Source organism: Anabaena sp. WFMT (genome assembly GCF_051781005.1).
In the GTDB taxonomy this organism is placed as follows: Bacteria; Cyanobacteriota; Cyanobacteriia; order Cyanobacteriales; family Nostocaceae; genus Anabaena.
The window spans coordinates 22,588-43,881 of record NZ_JBPWOA010000018.1 but is presented as its reverse complement, the minus strand read 5'-3'; the positions used below and the strand labels follow the sequence as shown (position 1 = coordinate 43,881).

Annotated in this window: 20 protein-coding genes; 12 read left to right on the top strand and 8 right to left on the bottom strand. The window is 39.1% G+C overall.

The window, feature by feature from the left end; all coding sequences use genetic code 11:
* Nucleotides 1-583 precede the first annotated feature (583 nt).
* Together ACSQ6I_RS10775 and ACSQ6I_RS10770 are read left to right on the top strand one after the other, a co-directional pair.
* Nucleotides 584-2,005, top strand: a complete 1,422-nt coding sequence (locus ACSQ6I_RS10775) for a glycosyltransferase (RefSeq protein ID WP_438890342.1) — start codon at nucleotides 584-586, stop codon at nucleotides 2,003-2,005.
* 219 nt (nucleotides 2,006-2,224) lie between these two features.
* Nucleotides 2,225-3,109 (top strand): hypothetical protein, encoded by an 885-nt coding sequence (locus ACSQ6I_RS10770; RefSeq protein WP_438890341.1) that lies wholly within the window; start codon nucleotides 2,225-2,227, stop codon nucleotides 3,107-3,109.
* Nucleotides 3,110-3,184: 75 nt separating this feature from the next.
* Here the strand turns inward: ACSQ6I_RS10770 and ACSQ6I_RS10765 are convergent, their stop codons facing one another.
* Nucleotides 3,185-4,090, bottom strand: coding sequence for an Rpn family recombination-promoting nuclease/putative transposase (locus ACSQ6I_RS10765; protein WP_438890340.1), 906 nt, complete (start codon nucleotides 4,088-4,090; stop codon nucleotides 3,185-3,187).
* 91 nt (nucleotides 4,091-4,181) lie between these two features.
* Complete coding sequence (locus ACSQ6I_RS10760; RefSeq protein ID WP_438890339.1) at nucleotides 4,182-4,403, bottom strand: hypothetical protein; 222 nt, start codon at nucleotides 4,401-4,403, stop codon at nucleotides 4,182-4,184.
* Between the two features lie 164 nt (nucleotides 4,404-4,567).
* On the opposite strand from ACSQ6I_RS10760, the gene ACSQ6I_RS10755 reads away from it, so the two are divergent.
* Both ACSQ6I_RS10755 and ACSQ6I_RS10750 read left to right on the top strand, forming a co-directional pair.
* Entirely contained in the window at nucleotides 4,568-5,029 is a 462-nt protein-coding gene (locus ACSQ6I_RS10755) for a hypothetical protein (RefSeq protein ID WP_438890338.1), read from the top strand.
* Between the two features lie 38 nt (nucleotides 5,030-5,067).
* Nucleotides 5,068-5,307 (top strand): hypothetical protein, encoded by a 240-nt coding sequence (locus tag ACSQ6I_RS10750; RefSeq protein WP_438890337.1) that lies wholly within the window; start codon nucleotides 5,068-5,070, stop codon nucleotides 5,305-5,307.
* 88 nt (nucleotides 5,308-5,395) lie between these two features.
* Here the strand turns inward: ACSQ6I_RS10750 and ACSQ6I_RS10745 are convergent, their stop codons facing one another.
* From ACSQ6I_RS10745 to ACSQ6I_RS10735, 3 genes are read right to left on the bottom strand one after another with little or no spacing between them, the layout of a single operon-like run.
* The gene (locus ACSQ6I_RS10745; RefSeq protein WP_438890336.1) at nucleotides 5,396-5,653 is read right to left on the bottom strand and encodes a hypothetical protein; all 258 of its coding nucleotides are present in this window, start codon (nucleotides 5,651-5,653) and stop codon (nucleotides 5,396-5,398) included.
* 9 nt (nucleotides 5,654-5,662) lie between these two features.
* Nucleotides 5,663-8,914, bottom strand: coding sequence for a tetratricopeptide repeat protein (locus ACSQ6I_RS10740; RefSeq protein WP_438890335.1), 3,252 nt, complete (start codon nucleotides 8,912-8,914; stop codon nucleotides 5,663-5,665).
* Nucleotide 8,915: 1 nt separating this feature from the next.
* Nucleotides 8,916-9,242, bottom strand: a complete 327-nt coding sequence (locus ACSQ6I_RS10735; protein ID WP_438890334.1) for a hypothetical protein — start codon at nucleotides 9,240-9,242, stop codon at nucleotides 8,916-8,918.
* A gap of 34 nt (nucleotides 9,243-9,276) precedes the next feature.
* Between ACSQ6I_RS10735 and ACSQ6I_RS10730 the strand changes: the two genes are divergently transcribed.
* The 3 genes from ACSQ6I_RS10730 to ACSQ6I_RS10720 all read left to right on the top strand — a co-directional run bounded on the left by ACSQ6I_RS10730 (nucleotide 9,277) and on the right by ACSQ6I_RS10720 (nucleotide 11,843).
* Nucleotides 9,277-9,831 carry a nucleotidyltransferase family protein gene (locus tag ACSQ6I_RS10730; protein WP_438890333.1) on the top strand — a complete coding sequence of 185 codons (555 nt, stop codon included), beginning with the start codon at nucleotides 9,277-9,279 and terminating at the stop codon, nucleotides 9,829-9,831.
* Nucleotides 9,832-9,989: 158 nt separating this feature from the next.
* Entirely contained in the window at nucleotides 9,990-10,349 is a 360-nt protein-coding gene (locus ACSQ6I_RS10725; RefSeq protein ID WP_438890332.1) for a VOC family protein, read from the top strand.
* Between the two features lie 183 nt (nucleotides 10,350-10,532).
* On the top strand, nucleotides 10,533-11,843 hold the full coding sequence (locus tag ACSQ6I_RS10720) for a recombinase family protein (protein WP_438890331.1): 1,311 nt from the start codon (nucleotides 10,533-10,535) through the stop codon (nucleotides 11,841-11,843).
* Nucleotides 11,844-11,929: 86 nt separating this feature from the next.
* Here the strand turns inward: ACSQ6I_RS10720 and ACSQ6I_RS10715 are convergent, their stop codons facing one another.
* Complete coding sequence (locus tag ACSQ6I_RS10715) at nucleotides 11,930-13,438, bottom strand: hypothetical protein (protein ID WP_438890330.1); 1,509 nt, start codon at nucleotides 13,436-13,438, stop codon at nucleotides 11,930-11,932.
* A gap of 258 nt (nucleotides 13,439-13,696) precedes the next feature.
* Here ACSQ6I_RS10715 and ACSQ6I_RS10710 point away from each other — a divergent pair, with 258 nt between their 5' ends.
* Nucleotides 13,697-15,313: an ArnT family glycosyltransferase gene (locus ACSQ6I_RS10710; protein WP_438890329.1), complete on the top strand. Its 1,617-nt coding sequence runs from the start codon at nucleotides 13,697-13,699 to the stop codon at nucleotides 15,311-15,313.
* A gap of 105 nt (nucleotides 15,314-15,418) precedes the next feature.
* On the opposite strand, the gene ACSQ6I_RS10705 is transcribed toward ACSQ6I_RS10710, so the two are convergent.
* Nucleotides 15,419-15,790 carry a hypothetical protein gene (locus ACSQ6I_RS10705; protein WP_438890328.1) on the bottom strand — a complete coding sequence of 124 codons (372 nt, stop codon included), beginning with the start codon at nucleotides 15,788-15,790 and terminating at the stop codon, nucleotides 15,419-15,421.
* Nucleotides 15,791-16,062: 272 nt separating this feature from the next.
* Between ACSQ6I_RS10705 and ACSQ6I_RS10700 the strand changes: the two genes are divergently transcribed.
* Nucleotides 16,063-17,967: a chloride channel protein gene (locus ACSQ6I_RS10700; RefSeq protein ID WP_438890327.1), complete on the top strand. Its 1,905-nt coding sequence runs from the start codon at nucleotides 16,063-16,065 to the stop codon at nucleotides 17,965-17,967.
* A 68-nt stretch (nucleotides 17,968-18,035) separates the two neighbouring features.
* On the opposite strand, the gene ACSQ6I_RS10695 is transcribed toward ACSQ6I_RS10700, so the two are convergent.
* Nucleotides 18,036-18,449, bottom strand: coding sequence for an AbrB family transcriptional regulator (locus tag ACSQ6I_RS10695; protein WP_438890326.1), 414 nt, complete (start codon nucleotides 18,447-18,449; stop codon nucleotides 18,036-18,038).
* 573 nt (nucleotides 18,450-19,022) lie between these two features.
* Here ACSQ6I_RS10695 and ACSQ6I_RS10690 point away from each other — a divergent pair.
* From ACSQ6I_RS10690 to pyrR, 3 genes are all read left to right on the top strand, one after another.
* On the top strand, nucleotides 19,023-19,466 hold the full coding sequence (locus tag ACSQ6I_RS10690; protein WP_438890325.1) for an Rrf2 family transcriptional regulator: 444 nt from the start codon (nucleotides 19,023-19,025) through the stop codon (nucleotides 19,464-19,466).
* 87 nt (nucleotides 19,467-19,553) lie between these two features.
* Nucleotides 19,554-20,516 (top strand): adenosylcobinamide-phosphate synthase CbiB, encoded by a 963-nt coding sequence (cbiB, locus tag ACSQ6I_RS10685; protein WP_438890324.1) that lies wholly within the window; start codon nucleotides 19,554-19,556, stop codon nucleotides 20,514-20,516.
* Between the two features lie 129 nt (nucleotides 20,517-20,645).
* Nucleotides 20,646-21,185, top strand: a complete 540-nt coding sequence (gene pyrR, locus ACSQ6I_RS10680; protein WP_438890323.1) for a bifunctional pyr operon transcriptional regulator/uracil phosphoribosyltransferase PyrR — start codon at nucleotides 20,646-20,648, stop codon at nucleotides 21,183-21,185.
* Nucleotides 21,186-21,294 lie beyond the last annotated feature (109 nt).

Below are 21,294 nucleotides of genomic sequence, written 5' to 3'. Positions count from 1 at the left end.
TTTCGTTTGGTAGCCCCGTGTTTTTAAAGCGGGGTGGAAAAAGGACAGGTAGCTTGCTTCTCGAAGAGTGCAGATTTATCTGCATTCAAAAATGGTAGAATATTCGGTAGCAAGTAGGAATAACCATCTACGTGAAGAAGCACTCCTAGTAAGGCGAAATCCCTGCAACGAAGAACCGAACGCTCCCGCGCGAAACGACTAGACGAGCAAGTAACGGCAGGATGTTGAGCGTACCGAACTGGCATTGTGATGGACCTAGGATCGCGGAATAATTTGGTAAAAGTAAGCGCAATTGCAGCATCTTTTTGATAGTTGTTTTGAGCGTCTAGGGGGATATTTGACTATCCCTTTTAAGCCAGTCTTAAAGAATCTGCCTCTCTTTAGAGGGCAGAGTGTCAAATCCCTTGATGTATATTAAGGAGATAACTAACGGTTGTTTACCGTCAACAGGGATAGCTCTGCCCTGTCAACCTACTGAGAGATCAAAACTTAAGTAGGAACTGAACATCAAATTTGTGTAAGTAGATTTGAATAAGTTTCAGAGAGCGGTGTAGACAAATACTGGTTTTTAAATCAAGTAACTATGCCAGCGAATTCCTGGCCCGAAAACGAATCTTATAACGGAAGTTCTGATCCGCTTAACTCACTACTGTCTGACCTATCGGCAGAAGAGGAGTCTGTGGTAGAGCCAAATGCTGTGTCTTTATTACCATCATCCCAGTTCCAACAACGTAGACCCAAAGCCGCCCTAGTCTTGACTATAGTCTGGAGTGGGACGATCGCTCTACATTTAGTTTCCTGGGGTTCTATTTTCATTCTCGGACTCACTACTGTCTTAGGCATTCACGCCTTGGGGATCATTTTTGCTAGACCCCGCCATCACGCTAAAGAAATACAGGGAGATTTGCCTTGTGTCTCTTTGTTGGTGGCTGCAAAAAATGAGGAAGCAGTAATTGGCAGGTTGGTTAAAAGTCTTTGTAGTCTGGAATATGCCAATGGCGAATATGAAGTCTGGATTATTGACGATAACAGTACCGACAGCACGCCGCAGTTATTAGCACAACTAACGCAGGAATACAAGCAACTCAAAGTACTCAGACGTTCACCGGAAGCAACTGGTGGTAAATCAGGTGCTTTGAATCAAGTCTTACCTATGACTAAGGGGGAGATCATTGCTGTATTTGATGCCGATGCTCAAGTTAACCCAGATTTACTATTACAGGTAGTACCCTTATTTCAAAAAGAACAGGTGGGAGCGGTGCAGGTGCGAAAAGCGATCGCTAACGCCAAAGAAAATTTTTGGACTAAGGGACAAATGGCAGAAATGGCCGTTGATACCTGGTTTCAACAACAACGCACTGCTATTGGTGGACTTGGTGAATTGCGGGGGAATGGTCAATTTGTCCGTCGTCAAGCTTTGGATAGCTGCGGTGGCTGGAATGAGGAAACAATTACCGATGATTTAGATTTGACTATTCGGCTAAATCTGGATAAATGGGATATTGAATGTATGTTCTATCCCCCAGTGCAAGAAGAAGGAGTCACAAATGCGATCGCACTTTGGCATCAACGCAACCGTTGGGCTGAAGGTGGTTATCAGCGTTATTTAGATTACTGGAATCTCATCCTCAAAAACCGCATGGGGAGACGAAAAACCTGGGATTTACTGATTTTTCTTCTGATTATGTATATCTTACCGACAGCAGTAATACCAGATTTATTAATGTCAGTAATTCGCCACCGTCCACCTGTGTTAGCCCCTGTCACTGGCTTGTCAGTTACGATGTCTTTTGTGGGAATGTTTGCTGGTTTAAAGCGGACACGCCAAGATCAGAAAACATCTAACTATTTCGTGTTACTTCTCCAAACCATTCGCGGCAGTATTTATATGTTGCACTGGTTAGTAGTTATGAGTAGCACCACTGCCCGGATGTCGGTTCGTCCCAAACGCCTAAAATGGGTAAAAACTGTGCATACAGGTGTGGATAAGGGTTCTGAACATTAATCAAAACAAGATAACTAACCACAAAAAAGAAATTGAAATTTCTTTTAAATTCTGTAGAGATGTTGCAAACAACTTCTCTACAATTTGTTGGTAATTGGTTATATTTACCTGTTATTATAACTTTGAATTAATTCAGATTAACCATACTTTTCATACAATTATAACAGCAATAAAATCTAAATTATTAAATTTACAAATAAATATTTTCTTGAAAATTGCATGACACGACAACCCCATGACCAACTGGCCCAAGAATATCTAGAAGAATTATTAACACCTCTAGGTGATGTCAAAACCAGTAAAGATGTAAAAAGTGAAGTTCAGGAAATTGATGTTTGGTTTGTTCCGACAAAAACATCTGAAAATTCAGAATTAGGATTATTAGGAAAAATGGCAGTTACAAGCTGTCTATTTGAACCTTACCGCAATGCACCTAATGAAGTAGAAATTAGAAGTTGTTTGTTAAAATTGTATAGTGTGCAGGGTGATTTATTACGACAAGCGAAAAGAGAAAAAAGTTCTCTCGCTGAAGAAGAATTACCCTTTCTCTGGATTTTAACACCAACTTGTTCTGAAAAAATCCTTGATGGCTTTGGAGCGCAAGCAAAAGAAGGATGGGAGAAAGGAGTGTATTTTCTGCCAAAATACCAGAAAGCGGCTATTGTGGCTATTAATCAGTTACCCATGACAGAGGATACACTATGGTTAAGGGTATTAGGAAAAGGTAGAACTCAAAATGAAGCTATCAGCGAAGTAGTTGAACTGTCAAAAGAGAATGATAAATGGGATAGATTAATGGAAATTTTCGCATCTTGGCGGAAAAATTTAGAATTGAATAGTAATATCAACGATGAAGAAGTAAGGGAGTTAATTATGAGTTTATCACCAGCATATCTCAAACAACGGGAAGAATGGCAACAAGAAGGACGACAAGACGGACAGCGTTTGATGGTAGAGAGTTTGTTAGCAGTGCGTTTTGGTAATTTAGATGAGGAGTTATCTGCTATTGTGACTCCGATGATGGAACTTTCTATCACAGAAAGAACTCCGTTATTACTTAATCTTTCCCGTGAGGAATTATTAGCTAGATTTAAAGTTGATTAGACATATCCTAAAAAAGGAGGCATTTTAGGATATGCCTATTTAAATAATTTAATCAATTCCCAGATTTTATCTTTTTTAATCAGTATTTTGTTGTAACCAGGTTTCTAAATCAGCCATAGCAGAAAAATCAAAGATACTTTCTCCTAATGTTTCTAATTGAGGACTTGATAACTGGCGAATTTGTAATGCAATTGCTGTATCTAGATTACCAAAACGCTTTGATAATTGACGAATAACTAAATTAGCTTCACCTTTTTGTTCACCTTGCTGTAAACCTTGCTGTAAACCTTGTTGTAAACCTTGTTGTAAACCTTCCTGTAAACCTTGTTTGAGGATTTCGTTATACCAAGGTGATTCTCTTAATACTGTCATATCCCACCTCATGATTTGTTGAACTATTGGTATTTCTAGGACAAAGGATGCAAAAAATGATAATAATGGTTCTAAATCGCTTAACTGTTCATTTTCTCGCAGTTTAATTACTGCTTCTCTGACAATTGCTTCTTCACCACCTCCTTTGAGAATGGGTACAAAGGGTAATAAACTTGATAAATTTTCTGCAAATACTAAACTAGCTTCAATTTCCCAGAGATTAATTACCCGATAGTCTTGATAACTCTTCATTTCCATAAATTCTTGTTGATAGAATTTGGGAATGTTGGGTGTTTTGACATGGGGTAAAATATTGATAAGTACGGGATAAATGGGTAAATTATAACGTTCCCGTGCTAGAGCTATATAAGCCGTCATTCTCAGAGGAACTTTCTCGTTATAACGCAATTGTAGCTCATTGAGAATTAAAAATTCACCTTCTGGGTTTTCGGCTTTAATCAGTACGTCATTATCGCGGCTAATCCATTGAAATTCTGAGGAAATAAACTCTTTCACCCGAATATCTTTTCTTTGTGTTACCCATTGTACCCAATTATCGGGGGCAAGACTGATTAAGCGTTTACTACCAATATCTACTTTTTTGGTCATGGATTGATGATTAGGAAGTTAAAAAATTAGGGGAGAATTATTAATGGAATTAGTATAATTGTTTTGAAAAACATAGTTGGGTTTCGTTACCTCAACCCAACCTACAATTCCATACTTTTTGACGAATGGATTCAGTAGTAATATTTCTAGTTTCCCACATTCCAGCTAAGGTAAAAAAATCTTGTTGATTATCAGCTATATTACTGTTATCTTCTACCACTTCTACCGAGTTGACAAAATCTAAAGCAGAAATTATTGTTAATAGCATCTCGGCTTTTTCTTTATCGGCAACTTGAATGATTAATTGTTGCATATTTTTGTAATTCGTTAATTTAATTATTATACATTATTGTTCTGGGTTATGTCGAGTGGCAGGAAAACGACATATCTGGTGAGCTACTGCTAACCAACTTCAAAATTATACTTAAATAGTGATTACATCTGATAAAATTATCCAGTTATTCCTATGATAAAATAATGATGCTAATTGATTTAATTATTGTTATAATCATCTTTTTTATTTGGGTTTTATGGAGAGTTAGAATAGGCTTTATTTCTAGTTTTACTGGTGGTAAACTGGATGAATATATTAATAGATGGGAGATTTATGCACCGCAATCTTATGAAAAAATCAGAAAAGGTGATGATATTTTAAATATTGCTAAAAACACAGGTTTTTCTGAAAATAAAATTAAAAGAATAAAAGAGCATATATTTTTTCAACAACATCAATTAGATGATAGTATTAGAACATTTGATCCAGATCCTGATATTGCTGATGCTTGGTTTAGATTACAAACAGGAGATTATAAGCATGAGGATATAAAGTTATTAGAACATGAATATTTTGAATCTCGGTTTGAAGGAATATTTAAAACAGATTATCGTACTGCCCATAATGCTACACTTAAATCAGAGAGAACTTGGACTCCTGAATAAAGAAAATCAATATTGGTTGAAAATTATAGGAGAGTTTTATGGCTTTTTATGTGATGTTAGTTAAGGTTAATGAAGATGATCAAGGTGTTACTTATAATTTCGGTACTGATCCCGAACATTTAGGGAAAGTTCATCTTGATAAAGATAATGGAAAAATTCAAGAAATTGAAGCCATTAATATTGAAAATTATCAGCACATTTTTACAAGAGCAGTGATTAAATTACGTCAGCATTGGAAAGCAGGTGATTTTCCCGATCATACTTGTTGGGCTTCTTAAAGGTAATATAGCGGTTCTTGCTTGAGTGAGATACAAGAACCCCACCCCCAACTCCCTCCGCGCAAGCGAGGATGGGGCTATAATATTTTTAATCTTCTTCATCAGAATCTTGTTGTAAAATACGACTGTTCAATCTTTCATATTCATTTTCTAGTAGCCACATTTTAGCGGCTTCATAATTGTCACTGGTAAAGATAATTTTATAGTTTTGTGCAGGGTTATGGTTACAGAATTTTCCTGATTGTTCTTTGACTAACATCAGAATATAAGGAGGAGATATTAGAGTATCTACCCAGATTTCTGCAAACTCCCATTCAGTTTCTTGTTTTGATGTTTGTTGCAGCATTTTCAAAATTTACAAGTTTAAGAAAGTACCGTAACCGTTTGCGATTTGTTGCACATCATTAATAATTTTCCTCACTGTCCCAGCATCGGGAGATTTAATACGCTTTAATATCTCCAAAGACTGCTGTAAATAGTCCAGTGCAGTAACAAAATCCCCTTTTTTGTATGCTAACAAATGTCCCAACATTACCAACGTAAAAGCTTGTTGTTGGGCATCCCTAATGCTTTCAAAGATTTTTAAAGATTTTTCGTACAGTGCAATCGCATAGTCGATTTCTCCCGCGTCTGCGTGGATACTAGCTAAACAGTACAAAGTTACTGCTTGACCTTGGATATCCTCAATGCTTTCAAATATTTTTAAAGATTTTTCGTACAGTAAGATCGCCTCATTGATTTTTCCCTTGTCAGCGTAGATAAAAGCTAAATCGTTCAAAGTCGCGGCTATACCTTGGATATTACCAATGCTTTCAAATATTTTTAAAGACTGCTGATAGAGGGCAATTGCATCGTCAATTTTTCCCTTGTCTACGTAGATACTAGCTAACTGGTGCAATGTTGCGGCTTTACCTTGGACATCCCCAATGCTTTCTTCGAGTTTTAAAGTCTGCTGGTAGAGGACAATAGCTTCTTCGATTTTTCCTATTTTGGCGTAGATACGTCCTAATTCGCAGAATGTTGCGCCTGTAGCTTGGAGATTGCCAATGCTTTTTTGGAGTTGTAAAGACTGGCGGTAGAGGGTGATTGCATCCTCTATTTCTCCCGTATTGGCATAAATACCAGCTAGGTTGTGAATAATAGCAGCTTTTGCTTTTTCGTCTGCTGCTGGACAGATTTCCAGTGCTTTTTGATAATGTTGCTTTGCTTGTTCAATTTCTCCCAGTTGTTCTTCAGACCGTGCTAGTTGATGCAAAATATGATAATTTTCAATAATATTTAAAGTCTCTTTGCAAAGATGTAAAGCTTCACGAAATCGGCTTTTTGCCTTCAAATTACTTGCCAAAATCGCTCCAACTTTTGAGGCAATTTCCCCTTTTTTCCCCAACAATGCTAACCGATGAATTTCTAACTGTTCTTCTTCTGTTCTGGTTTCCCCTTGTTTCCACCACAGACGATACAACACCTCAGCCGCTTGTTGATGCAAAGTTTCTACATGAGTGGATAAAGTCAACGGCAAAATTCTCGGTACTCGCAATGACTCATCAGGACTAACTTCCAACAATCCCAAGGCCACCGCCCGATTGATATAATCTGCCAAATTGGGAATATTTTCACAAACTGCGGTTAATGCTTCCCTGGGGACTGGTAACTCAAACACCAAACCCTGTGACAACATTTCCCTCATCGTTTCATCCATTTGTTGCAGCAAAGCTTCAGCTAAAACCTGTTCTCGCAACTCCACCGCATCAACTTCTAAACGATTGAGAATTGCAACTTGGTCAACTGTGGAATTTTGCAAAATCTTATCCAACCATTCCAGCAACCGGGGATTACCATCAGCTAACCTCCGTGCTTGAGATTTCAACGCCTCATCTACCTGAGATTTTGCCCCAAAAGCAACAAGACGACTACACTTTTTTCTTAAATCTGCCCCCCGCATTCCCTCCAAGGGCTGTTTATAGAAATACTGCAACTGGGTAAATTCAAAGTCATAACGACAGGTGAGAATTAAGCGGTGATTGGTGTATGTTTCCCGAATAGACCAAACCAAAGCTGTTAACACTTCTGCGGCTGCTGTTTTCAGGACAAAGCTATCCTGACGAGGTTCCAAATTCACCTCAAAATCATCCAACACCAACAAAAACGGCTTTTCCCCAGCTTCCGACAACTGCTGAAATACCCGCTTGAATCTAAATCTCAATTCCTCATCAGGATTTTGTAGCTGTTTGCGTTGTTCGTCATCATCCAACTTATCCACCAACCGACTAACTAAACTCGGTTCATCAATTCTCCCCACCAAGACAACACGCTGAAAGTTCGGGAGTCGATCGCACAGTCTGGATGCTAAACTACTTTTACCTAAACCACCCATGCCATAAATTAATACCCCTATTTCTTGAGTTGATTGTGTCAGCGTCTTTAAACAACTTTGCAACTGACGACGACGACCGACAAAACTCTCACGGGTGCAGACTTTTGTTTTTTGAGTTACAGGATCTAAAAATTCGGTGCTAACAGAAGGTGGGGGTGCTGGTTTCCATCCAGGAGTACCTTTAGGTTTCACCAATTCCCCTGGTAAACTATCCGCCGCATATAATCGCAATAAATGCCAATCCCGCGCCTTGTTTTTGATTAAAGTTTGATAAGTAATCGCAACTGCTTCGGTGATTTGCTTTCCGGCTGCTAATTCTTTATATAATGTGGCTGCTGCTTCCGTTGCATCAGATTCTAAAACTTTTTGTCCCCATCCCAAAACGGCTTTAGCACCTGCTTTGAGTAATTCTTCCGCCATTGAAGGCACAGAACCATAACTAGCACCATCACCACCAGCTTGTCCAGTGCGACAACCGGAGAGGAAAATCAATTTGGGGATTCGGAATTGTAGTGCTTGTTTGAAATCTTCCGCACTAGCATAATAAGCTTCTCCGGTTTCGGTTTCGGTAATAAATTCCGGTTGTTCGTTGGTAATTGTGGCATGACCGGTAATATGGAAAATATCAAAATAATCTTTACCGTAATCTTCGACTAAATAACCCAATTCTGATAAACAACCGCTTTCTTCCACTGTCAAAGCTAAAGGTTGTCTTCCTGTGGCTTCTAAAATTCGTGCTTCTTCTGCTTCATAATCTAATACAGGTTCTACTCCTTGGGGGGAAGTAGCCATAAATAAAACTTGCAAAGCGCGGTTTTCTGGGTTTTTCTCCACAGATAATGTTTTTACAGAGTCCGATGATACCCACCGGACAGGAATAATTGACCGTTGAACGAGAAAGCTTTTACCATCGTGCAGAACTTCCCAAGGTAAATGGGCGAGTTTTTCCGCCGTTACAATCGCTAAAATGGTTCCTTGACGCTGATATTGGTTGATGAGTTTTTGTAAAAAGCGATCGCTCCCATCTAACCAGTTATACAGCCGTAACCCTGTGACTGCATAATCTTCCGCATAAGAGGAAACGTAATAATCTCTTTCTGCTAACTCGATTAAATCGGTAATTTCGCTCAGAGGGAGCGATCGCTTTTCGTTTTTGTTGTAATTATCAGTAAAGTAGCGTAACTCTACATAATTACCGGCAACGGCTTTCAGGTCAAGGTGAAGAATCTGCACGTTATGATTCTAAAATTTGGCGAATTTGCTCAATTGTGGCATTTTCTAACAATAGTCGTCTACCGTTGCGGCCGACAATCAGGACTTTAGCAATCCTTTTCCCAGACTGATTTTGTTTATACTCTTGATACCATTTGCGAATTTGTTCAGCAATTGCGATCGCACCACCCACAAGACCAACTATAGTTGCAACAGTGGTAATAACTGGCTCTTTTTTGATATCTTCTGAATCTACGGTATAGTTACCAGTTATACCTTCTATTGCCAAAAGCTCCTCTGTAGCTGCAATTGAATCTTCACCTTCAATAGAAAATTTAATTTCTGTCATAAATTCAACACTAAATATTACTTATATTTAGATTATGAATAATCATACACAACTACAAGTTATTCTCTCTAATTCAATTATTGCCACCGTCTTACCTGCGATCGCCCAACTCGATTTACCTAACTGGTGGTTAGCTGGGGGTGCAGTCAGAAATACAGTTTGGCGTTCCCTTTTTGGCAAAGAATGTGATTTATTTATCAAAGATTTTGATATTGCTTTTTTTGATGATCAGGGAAATCGTGAACAAGAATTATTCGCCAAATCTACTTTAAAAACACAATTCCCAGAACATGAGTTTGATGTCAAAAATCAAGCCAGTTTTGGGCATTGGCGTGCTGGAAGTATGACTTTTGATAGTACAGAAAATGGCATTGAAAATTGGTTACATACTGCAACTGCTGTAGGAGTTCGCATTGATAAACAGGGAGAATGGCAATTTTTCACTCCCTATGGTTTAGATGATTTATTTAATGGTATTGTTCAACCAACACCAACACATATTAATAATCCAGATGCCGAAAAAAAAGCATCGGGATTTTTGCAAAAATGTCCTTGTCTGCGGTTAATAAAAGACGAGTCTCTGACTTAGAGGTTATTTTAGTCTCTTGTCGCTCAAATAGGTAAAAATATAAATAATCAGGTATGTCGTCATAGCCCCCTCCTCGCTTGCGGGGAGGGGGTTGGAGGTGGTGTTCTTGTATCTCACTCAACCAATAAACGCTATATCCCTCTTCCATATTACTCAAAATGCAAATTACCCAAAGTCTCCACACTGCTATACTCGTTACCAACTTAGAACGCTCAGAACAGTTTTATGGCAAAGTATTAGGATTCGCGAAAATAGACCGCATTCTCAAATATCCTGGTGCTTGGTATCAAATCGGTGATTATCAAATTCACCTCATAGTTTCGTCATCTGTCCCCACCGAAAATCAAAACGAAAAATGGGGACGTAACCCGCACGTTGCTTTCTCGGTTATTGACTTAGAAACAGCAAAAGCAGAATTACTTAGTCAAAATTATCCCATTCAAGCTAGTGCTTCTGGTCGTCCTGCTATTTTCACCAAAGACCCAGATGGGAATATTATTGAATTAAGTCAACAATAAATTACCTATTAGTTTAACATAATTAAATATCCCGATTCAATGGATTAAAGCAAGGATATGAATTAATTAATCAGAGTGAATTTTTACCAGAATTAGATTTAGCTGTTTTGGCTAAATATGTAAAAATGCCTAGTCAAACTAAAGCTGTGAAAGCCTTTAGAGAAACTCTAAGTTTATGACTAAATGAAAATTATTGCTTATATTTACAGTGATCCGCTTTTAGAAACTACTCCTGATGAAGCTAGTTGGGGTTGGGAGGTAGATCGAGTTTATCAAGATTTGGGACAGTCCTCTGGACAAGTTAAGCGATCGCAATTACAACTATTACTAAATGACTGTAAAGCAGAACCAGTAAACTATCTACTGATTCGTCGGTTAGAAGAATTAGGGGATACAATCGCACAAGTGAGCAATTCCCTCAACCAACTCGAAGCAATGGGAGTCATCGTCATTGCTACAGAACAAGCATACACTTCCGAATCTGCCAAATTCCGCGTCGAATTGCTGAATTTACTCCAAGAAATCCAACGTCAACAACGTAGTCGCAGTATCCGCCAAGGACACGCCCGAAATCGCCTTGAAGCTTCTCCACCACCAGGTAAAGTCCCCTATGGCTACCGCAGAGGTCAAGGTAAATATATAATTGACCGCAGTACTTCCCCTGTAGTCAAAGAATTTTTTGATAATTTTTTACTCTATGGTTCTCTACGTGGTTCAGTTCGTCACTTAGCGAAAAAATACGGTAAAAAAATTTCTGTCACCACAGGAAGGCGTTGGTTGACAAATCCAGTTTATCGAGGTGACACAGCATATCAAAATAGTGAAATTATTTCTGATACCCATGTGGGGATAATTTCCAGGGAAGAAGCGGCGCAAGTTGACAGACTTTTACGTCGCAATAGCCGTTTACCATCTCGTACTGCTAGTGCGCCCCGTTCTTTAGCTGGGTTAGTTGTTTGTAACCAATGTCAGTCTCAAATGACAGTTACTCGTGTTACTCAGCGATACCAAGATAAGGAGTATTTGTATTTACGCAATACAGACTGTCCCCAAATTCCTAAATGTCGTGCTATTTCTTACTCAGAAGTTTTAGATAAGACAATTGAAATTGTTTGTCGAGACTTACCTTTAGCGGTAGCAGGGATAAATTTTCCTCAACTTGATGCTATTAAAAATAGTTTAAGTGATCACATTGCTCGTCAGCAAAAAATTCTCGAACAGTTACCCACCTTCATAGAAACTGGAGTTTTGGATACAGAAACAGCTAAAATCAGGGCTTACAAACTCCGCACAGAAATTTCTCAACTCCAAGCCAAGTTAGCAACTCTTCCACCTGTCAATTTGCGTTCTGTGGCTCAAGCTGTTTCTATTCCCCAATTTTGGTTAGACTTATCAGAAGTAGAACGACGATTTTATTTACGAGAATTTATCCGGCAAATAAACTTAATTCGTCATGATAAAGAATGGAATTTACAAGTAATTTTCATTTTTTAATCTATGAAGAATCAAGAATAGGAGAGAAAACCGGAAATACTCTAAGTCCTCGATTTACCAATTACTAATGAATTAGTATCTAGCTATCAAGATGATTTGGGAGATTTACCTGCATTTCTTACATTCATGACTTTACTAAGTAAATCAAACCAAAATGGCGCTCCCATTGCAATAGCCAAACCGCTGATCAGCCAACCAAAGATCATCCTTAATACGTTGATAACAGGCCAGCCATTAATCTTGACTGCTTTCCGTTCCAGTTGCTCTTTTAAGTTATCATCTGTCCAACCAATTGGGAAATTAACGTCTTCTAAAATTTGCGTAGTATTTATATTGTCTAAGTTAGCAGAACCAGATTGTTGATCTATTATTTTTTCAGCTTTATAAACAATAGTTTCTCGCAATACCGTATCTTTCGATAAGCGATCAATGATATGAAAGGTATCTGCATTAGCACCGAAAGCTAGGACAATACCAAGTAAAATTGCTACTCCTTTAGCATTTCGTTTGTAAACACCGCCTGCTCGCTGCATGGAACTATCAAAACTATTTTCAATTTCTTTCCTTAAGAGTTGAATGCCTTCTTCTGTGCTTTTAGCTCTGTATTGCGCTCGTTTGGCTATGGTTTCAATATTTCCTCTGATTACAGATGGTAAACTCTCCATCAATTGGTTAATTGTTTGATATGTTTGACTATTATCATCTTGTAAGGCTGTATTCATTTCTTTATACACAGCATTACTTGTATTCATTAATTGCACGATTTCGTTGATACTAGGTTTTAATCCCCCTACCATTATTGCCTCTTCAACATTTGAAAAAATATGTTTACAGAAAGATTGCAATCGCTGCAATGTTTCCGTTAAAACTTTATTTTCTTCATCTATATTCGCTTGAAAATTATCTATATATTTTTCTAAACTCTCTTTCATCCGATTAACGCTCGTATCTATATCATGTTTGTTACTTTTAAAAGCAGTGACAATATGTGTATATTCTGTCTTGAGATTTTCAAAATCATCATTTATGTCTTGGGTAATATGATTTGATAATTCGGTAAGTTCTATTTGTCTTAGGGATCTGGTTAAAATTGTTTCAACTTCCTGCAACCGTTGGTTTTTGAATTTTTCTAGCCTTACTTCTGTTAAACTATGGATAATTTTTGGTAGTTGTAATTCTTCTATAAGAGTTGTAGCAAAAGTATCCCCGCCGATATAGGAAGGACCACTGTGTTCCTGAGCAAAAGTCTTCTCTCCCTGTGGGGATTTAGACAATAATTTTCGCATTGGACGAGTTATATCAGCTATTAACCAAGTTAATCTTCTTGGTAAAACAGAGAAAAATCCTTTTGCTTCTTGATTGATACTTTTAATTAAAGGATTACTATAAATTTTATTGACTAGTTCAATTACATCCTTGGCTTGTGAGTTTTTAACATCTCCAGCCAGGAGAATTTCAATTGATTTTTTTAAATGTATAGCTCGCCACTGTAATACTGTAGCCATTAGTTCTTGAATTTCTGCGGCTAACAAACTTAAAATTAAGTAAATAAAAATTAAACCTAGGGCTACATCTAAAACAAATGGTAGGCGCATTTACAGACTCCTTCAGGGAAATTGACCAGTTGCGGTTTGTATTCTTTATATCATTTAACGGGAAAAATGCTTGTTAACTTCTTTAAAAAATAAATAAGAAAAATTTTGTTCAAAAAATTATCATTATTCAGAGAAAACTGAGTTAATTTGGGATCTAGCCATTGCTAGTGAAAATGGTTTGTGACTGTGTGGCAACATTGGAGATTCACTTTGGTCTCTATGTAATCAAACCAGCGAGTAAAATGATTAGCATAGAATATGCCTGAAGGAAGCTATATTTGGACTCATCTCGAAAAACAACATCGCGCAGTTGACAAATGGATTGATTGGATATGGCTGATGGTATTGCTGTTAGCAGCGGTGTTACTGTTTAGCATCAATCTGGGAGGACTACCGCTACGAGATTGGGATGAAGGGACTGTGGCACAAGTTGCTAGAGAAATTTGGCAGGCCCCAGCAGGTTCCATGCGCTGGCTTTACCCTACCTTGGGAGGTGAACCATACCATAGCAAGCCACCCCTCATGCATTGGCTGATTGCTTGGGTTTACTCTCTGGGTGGTGTGAATGAATGGACAACTCGCTTACCTGGTGCAATTTTGACAGCGATGTCTGTACCTTTACTGTATTGTATGGGTAGAGAGATATTTCGCCAACGTTGGGTAGCTATTTATAGCGCCTTGATTTATCTGACAATGCTACCGGTAGTGCGTCATGGCAGGTTAGCAATGTTGGATGGGGTAGTGGTAAGCCTGTTAATGGTGATGATGTTGTGTGTGTTGCGATCGCGTCGAGACTTACGCTACTGTCTTGGTGTCGGTATCAGTTTTGGGTTAATTTGCCTAACTAAAGGCATGGTGGGCATCTTATTAGGTTCTATTGCTGTGGTCTTTCTCTTTTGGGATACACCCAGACTACTCACTAGTTACTATCTGTGGATAGCAATCTTCATTGGTATTCTACCTGTGATGGGTTGGTATGCTGCCCAACTACTGCACTATGGTTATCCTTTTTCGCAAATTGATGCAGTGAATCAACCATTTCATCAAACGGCTGCTGTTGCAAGTGGTCGCCATGAACCATTTTGGTATTATCTGTTAGAAATTATCAAGTGGACATGGCCTTGGCTGGTATTTTTACCGCAAACTGTGCGCTTTACCTGGGAAAATAGGAATCTTAGCTGGGCAAAACTCATTATTGTCTGGACTGGTGTTTATTTACTGCTTATTTCCCTTGTTAGCATCAAACTACCTTGGTATGTCTTCCCCATTTATCCCAGCTTGGCATTAGCTTTTGGTTTCCAGTTAGCAGAGATAGAGAAATTACGTTTATTTTCATCCTATCCCCGCGCTTGGGTGACTAGTTTTGCAATCTTGGCTGTGGTGGCTTCCGCTGGGAGTATTTATTTTAGTTGGGTCAGCGGTAAAACAGACTTACAGATAATTTTGGCCGCAGTAGCTATGACTATGACTTTAGCGGCTATTTTAGCAGAGCGAGGTGATAGGCAATTTTTGAAAATTTTGGTTTGGGGAAGTTATATTTCCCTGCTGTTGTTGATGAAATCTAATTACTGGGTGTGGGAATTGGGAGAGGCTTATCCAGTCAAACCAGTCGCTACAATGATAGCTAGTGCCAGTCCACAAGCCAAAGAAATCTACACATCTTTTCCCTATTCTCGTTCATCGTTGAATTTTTATAGCGATCGCACCATTACTCCAGCCTCTACTGGTGAACTGCTATATTATTGGCAATACAATAGCCAACCCTATTTCCTCTTGAATGCCTCTGCTTTAGAAACCCTCAAACTCAAATCTATCAAAGTAGTTGATCAAGCCGAAGGTTGGCAATTAATCACAAAAGACAGCAATAAGTTCTGAGTAACGAGTATTGAGTACCGAGTATTGAGTATTGAGTATTGAGTATTGAGTATTGAGTGGTTGACTCGAATTTTCACTCATAACTCAGTACTCATCACTCGTTACTCATCGCTCATTTACCTTCTCAGTTCCTGGAACTAATGAGTTGTTGTCGCTGGTTTTTTCCTGAGTCATCAAAACTGTAGTCAATAAAATAACACCCCCCATAGCCAAAGCGACTAAAGGACGCTTGAGAAGAACTAAATCTCTGATCATCCTAGCTAAAGGTCGGCTTTGACGACGCAATGCTGAAGAAATCATAATTTGTTTCCAAGTAAACGGATCACGGACGTAGTGACCACTTTTACAAACTACAAGCCTTTCCTGACAATATGGACAGGTAAATAAGCCTATGTAAGTCTTGACAGGCTGTGTCCTGTTATTTCTTTGACAAATAGGGCAAGTAACATAATGATTATCAAAAGTGTGTATATTCATCTAGCTCGTCCGCCTAGTCCATTTACTCGCTCTATAACAATAGCTATATTGAACTTTGATCACCAATAAGTAGCCTCAGCAATATTGTCTGAAAAATTAGTAATGCATCACACATACATTTTTCTTGCTACTAATTGGGGCTATATGGTCGTAACACGAGTATAGCCAGATTTAGTAAATCAAGCATACTTGTCTGCTTACTAAATCATGGCTCACAATGAGAATTAACAAATAAAAAATTAAATTTTTTCTTACATTTACCCCGTTTCTCCATGACTCTCTTGCCTCCTACTCAACTGAGGAAGGTAAGGTCACTACCTGCCTTTCCCACACCTTCTGCCCATTTAACTCAGCTAATTAATCGTTTCCAACCATCACCAGAAACAGTAGTGCTGTTTTTAGCCATGCTGATTGGTGGTGGTACTGGTATGGGTGTAGTTACCTTTCACTATCTAATCCAGCTCGTTCACAACCTGATGCTGGAAAATTTCATGGGACTGATTGGAGTCTGGGGTGGTTGGACTTTAGCTTGCGTTCCCACATTAGGCGGACTTATTGTGGGCTTGATGCGCTGGCGCACTCAAGACTTTGGACCTAGCCTTTCATCTCTGATTGCTGTCTCTCAGGGCAGAGAGGTGAAGCGACAACTGCGTCCTGTAACCAAGATGATAGCTGCGGCTGTTTCTTTGGGTAGTGGAGCCTCTTTAGGTCCAGAGGGTCCTAGTGTAGAAATCGGTACTAATTTTGGGGTGTTGCTATCAGATGTGCTGCAAGTTTCTCAAGAGAGACAGCGTTTACTTTTGGGTGCAGGTGCAGCGGCTGGTTTAGCCGCTGGATTTAATGCTCCCATTGCTGGAGTATTTTTTGCTCTAGAGGTGGTCATGGGTACTACATCCTTTGCCACTTCTGCGGTGAGTGTAGTCTTACTAGCAGCAGTAGTAGCAGCCTTAATTGCTCAAATTGGTTTGGGGTCCCAACCTGCTTTTGCCTTACCTGCTTACCAAGTCCGCAGTTCTTTAGAATTACCGCTTTATCTTGGCTTGGGTTTGGGCGCAAGTTTGGTTTCTGTAACTTATACAGAGGCAATACGTTTGGCTAAAGCATTTTTTGCGGGACGGGTTCCGGGGTTTGAATTTTTCTTAAAGATTCCTAAACCAATTCACCCCATTATTGGTGGTGCAATCATTGGTATAGTAGCTTTTTACTACCCGCAAATTCTGGGTATTGGTTATGGCACTGTGCAACCCATGTTGCAAGATCAGGAATTTTCCTTAAATCTGTTACTGATATTGATGGTTTTAAAACTGCTGATGACGGCAGTTTGTTCTGCTAGTGGTTTTGTGGGCGGGTTATTTGCGCCAGCAATGTTTTTAGGTGCGTCTTTTGGGTCAGCTTATGCCAAATTTTTAGCTTTGATAGTGCCGACAATTGTTGAATATATGGCGGCTCCTCCAGCTTATGCAATGGTGGGTATGGCTGCTGTTTTAGCCGGTAGTGTCAGAGCGCCTTTAACAGCTATTTTAATGTTGTTTGAATTAACCCGTGATTACCGCATTGTTTTACCTTTGATGGCGGCGGTGGGTTTAAGTGTATGGTTAGTTGAGCGCATCAAGCCGACTTTTAATTCTAATTCTAATCTTCAACAGATTGGTCTGGCGGAATTGAAAGATGAACAGGTGGAAATCGTACAGCAAATTTCAGTGGCAGATGCAATGAACTCCTCTCCCAAAAAACTGCCTGTAACTCTGGGGATTTTAGAAGCATCTATGGAAATGATCCGCGATCGCACACGCAGTGCTTTAGTAATTGATGCCGCAGAAAAATTAGTCGGTATTCTTTCTCTAGACGATATTAACCGCGCCCTTTCATTTTGGGAAAATTACCAGAATTCACCACCTGAAATACAGGCTAATTTTTCTAGTCAAACACTCATAGATATTTGTACAACTGACATCCTCTATGCTTGGCAGGATGAACCATTATCTGAAGCTTTAGATCGTATGGCGCTGCGTGGTTTGCATCAGTTACCAGTGGTAGCAAGAGACAAACCCGATTGCATTTTAGGTTTACTAGAAAAAGAACAAATTGCTTTAACTTGTAACTTAGCAGCAACACGCAAAGCATTACAGCACTATTTACAAGTCCTACCAACAACAGATATAGTCATTGGTCATTAACTATTGGTCATTGGTCATTGGTCATTGGTTAAAGATAAACAACTGACTAATGACTAATGACTATTTATTTAAGCTGTAGCTTCTACTTCGGCATCTTCTTCCCTATCTTCTGGGTCTACTTGCCGTAGTCGAATGTGTTTTTTCCCTAAAGTGATGATAAATTCATCCCCAGGCTTGAGATTCATCTGTTTTGTATAAGCTGAACCTATCAATAAATTGTTGTTGGACTGCACACTAATTCTATAGCTTGCACTGCGTCCACCACGGCCATTGGCACTAGGTGTACTATCCAACTGAATGCCCTCAGCATCAATTAGAGCATTTAGGAACTTCATCATGTTGACGCGCTCTATACCATTTTTGGTAACGGTATAATAGCCACACTGTTTAGCTTTGTCTTCTTTGCTCTCGTTCTCTAGCTCCTTAACTTTTTTGAGGAGTTCATCACCAACAAGGGGGTCAATTTTTTTCAGTTTAGGCATCAACTTAGGTCGAAAATGAATGTTTGAAGTGGTTGAATCGATTTTATTTTAACTGATACTGAGCTAATAGGAACGGAATCCTTTATTTTTATCTCAGCATAGCCAAGTATATTACACACACAGGCAAAATTGTTGCACAATTACCAATCTTGTCAAGACATTTTCTAAAAAATAATTCTGGCCATGCTGATATCTCTAGCAATCCGATTTGATTTATGAACTTACTCTCTACCAGACGCTACGCGAAAGTGGAGGCGCTTAATAGGGAGTTGGGAATTGAGAACAGGAAAGAGAGGAGGTAGATGATTAGGTCGTTTTTTCAAAAACTCAAATATGATTCCTATATATATAGTTTATGAATTACTGCCAGGCTGTATTTGTTTAAGTTTTTTAAAGCTATGTAAAATAGTCGTCTGCTCACCGAAGATGAACCTGAGCAGACAAAATGATAAGCAAAACTGATCTTTAGTCATCAGTCATGAATCATTAGTCAGTGACAAAACAACTGATAACTGATAACGTAAGCATTCAGCTTATGGCTAACCACAGGCTACGCCAACAGCATTTGAATAAATGAAACTAACGACTAAAGGACACTATAGTGTTAAGGCATTGCTAGATTTGACTTTACAGCCAGAATATGGACCAGTATCTGTAAGAACAATTGCCAAGCGTCAAGATATCCCGGCTCCTTATCTAGAAAAGTTACTCATAGAAATGCGTCGCGCTGGGTTAGTCAAATCAATTCGTGGTAGCATCGGTGGCTATCAATTATCCAGAGAGCCTGCACAAATCTCGATAGGACAAATTTTAGAGGCAGTGGGAGAAAATATAACTCACTTACCTCTGAATAGTCCACCCCCAGCACAAGCAGAAGATTGGGTAACATTTACCTTGTGGCAAAGACTAAACCAAAAGCTGAAAGAAGCTTTGTACAGCATTACTCTGGCAGACCTTTATTATGATGCCCGTAGTTGGCAAGCATCTTTAGGTGAAGAAGCTAGTTTTGTTGTTTAGTCAGTTATCAGGCAAGAGGTAAGAAGAAGATAAATATTTTCCCCAATGACCAATGACCAATGACCAATGACCAATGACCAATGACCAATGACCAATAATATCTATATCTTAATTATTGCTGCCTTGTTAGATTACTTAATTGGTGATCCTTGGGGTTGGCCTCATCCAGTGCGATTAATGGGGTGGATAATTTCTTGGTTGAGTAAATTTTTTCTGCAACATTGTCAGAGTTCTCTAACACAACGTCTAGCTGGAATTGTACTCGCTATTATTCTCATCATCGGAAGTGGTTTATCTAGCTGGTTAATAATTCAAATTGCCAGATGGCTAAATCCATTGTTAGGAATTGTTTTAGAGAGCATTCTTCTAGCCAGTTGTTTTGCTCTTCATAGCTTGCGAACAGCTGCGGTAGATGTGATCCAACCTTTAACTACAGGAAAGTTAGAGGAAGCAAGACAGATTTTAAGTAATTATGTCGGTAGGGATACAACAAACCTCTCAGCAGCAGAAGTTTTGCGAGCAGTCTTGGAAACAGTGACAGAAAATGCTACTGATGGGGTGATGGCTCCATTGTTTTATGCAATTCTGGGTGCGTTTGTGCCATTGGTTGGTGTTGTTCCTTTGGCTTTAGCATATAAAGCTAGTAGTACTCTAGATTCAATGGTGGGTTATCGGGAAGCACCTTATACTTATATTGGCTGGTTTAGCGCGAGGTTAGAAGATGGTTTAACATGGCTTCCTTGTCGGTTAACAGTGATGACTTTAGCGCTTTTATCACTGAAACCCGTAGATGTTTGGCGGATTTGCCGCCGGGATGCTATTCAAGATCCTAGTCCTAATTCTGGTTGGAGCGAGTGTGCCTATGCTGCTATTTTAGGTGTGCAGATGGGAGGAATAAATTGGTATCGTGGAATTGCTAAACATAAGCCACTTTTAGGAGATGCTATTTATCCCATCACCCCAACTTCGATTCACCAAGCTTTGCAATTGACTCGATATTCGTTTTTGTTATGGTTGGGTTTGGCAATATTTTTAATTCGTAATTCGTAATTCGTAATTGGAGATAGGGAACAGGGAACAGGCAAAAGCTAAGAAAAAGAGAAATTTTATCCCAACTTCCCAGTCCCCAGTCCTCAGTCCTCAGTCCCCAGTCCTCAGTCTCCAGTCCCCAGTCCCCATATGTCTACTAAAGTAGTTGAAATTCTCTCATCAGAAGAACTGCGTCGTACTTTGACCCGTTTGGCTTCTCAAATTGTGGAAAGGACACGAGATTTATCACAATTGATACTTCTGGGCATTCATACTAGAGGTGTGCCATTAGCCAACTTATTGGCACGTCAAATAGAGATTCTCGAAGGTGTCAGTATATATGTTGGAGCATTAGATATTACATTCTATCGTGATGATTTAGACCAAATTGGCTTAAGAACTCCAGCCAAAACCGATATCCCTTTTGACTTAACGGGGAAAACAGTTGTTTTGGTGGATGATGTCATTTTCAAAGGACGGACAATTCGTGCTGCTTTAAATGCTGTTAATGAGTATGGTAGACCAGAGGTGATTCGTTTAGCTGTATTAGTAGATAGGGGACATCGGGAGTTACCAATTCACCCAGATTTTGTGGGTAAAAAACTACCGACTGCTCAAGAAGAAATAGTAAAAGTTTATTTACAAGATGCAGATGGACATGATGCGGTGGAGTTAATTAGTAATGGGTAATGGGTCTAAGAGGTTGTTTTACAGGGCCTTTTTCTATCATATTGAAGGTAGCGCAGCGGAGTAAAATATCTCCGTATGCGCCTGAAAATATAGATTCTTTCCTTCAGAA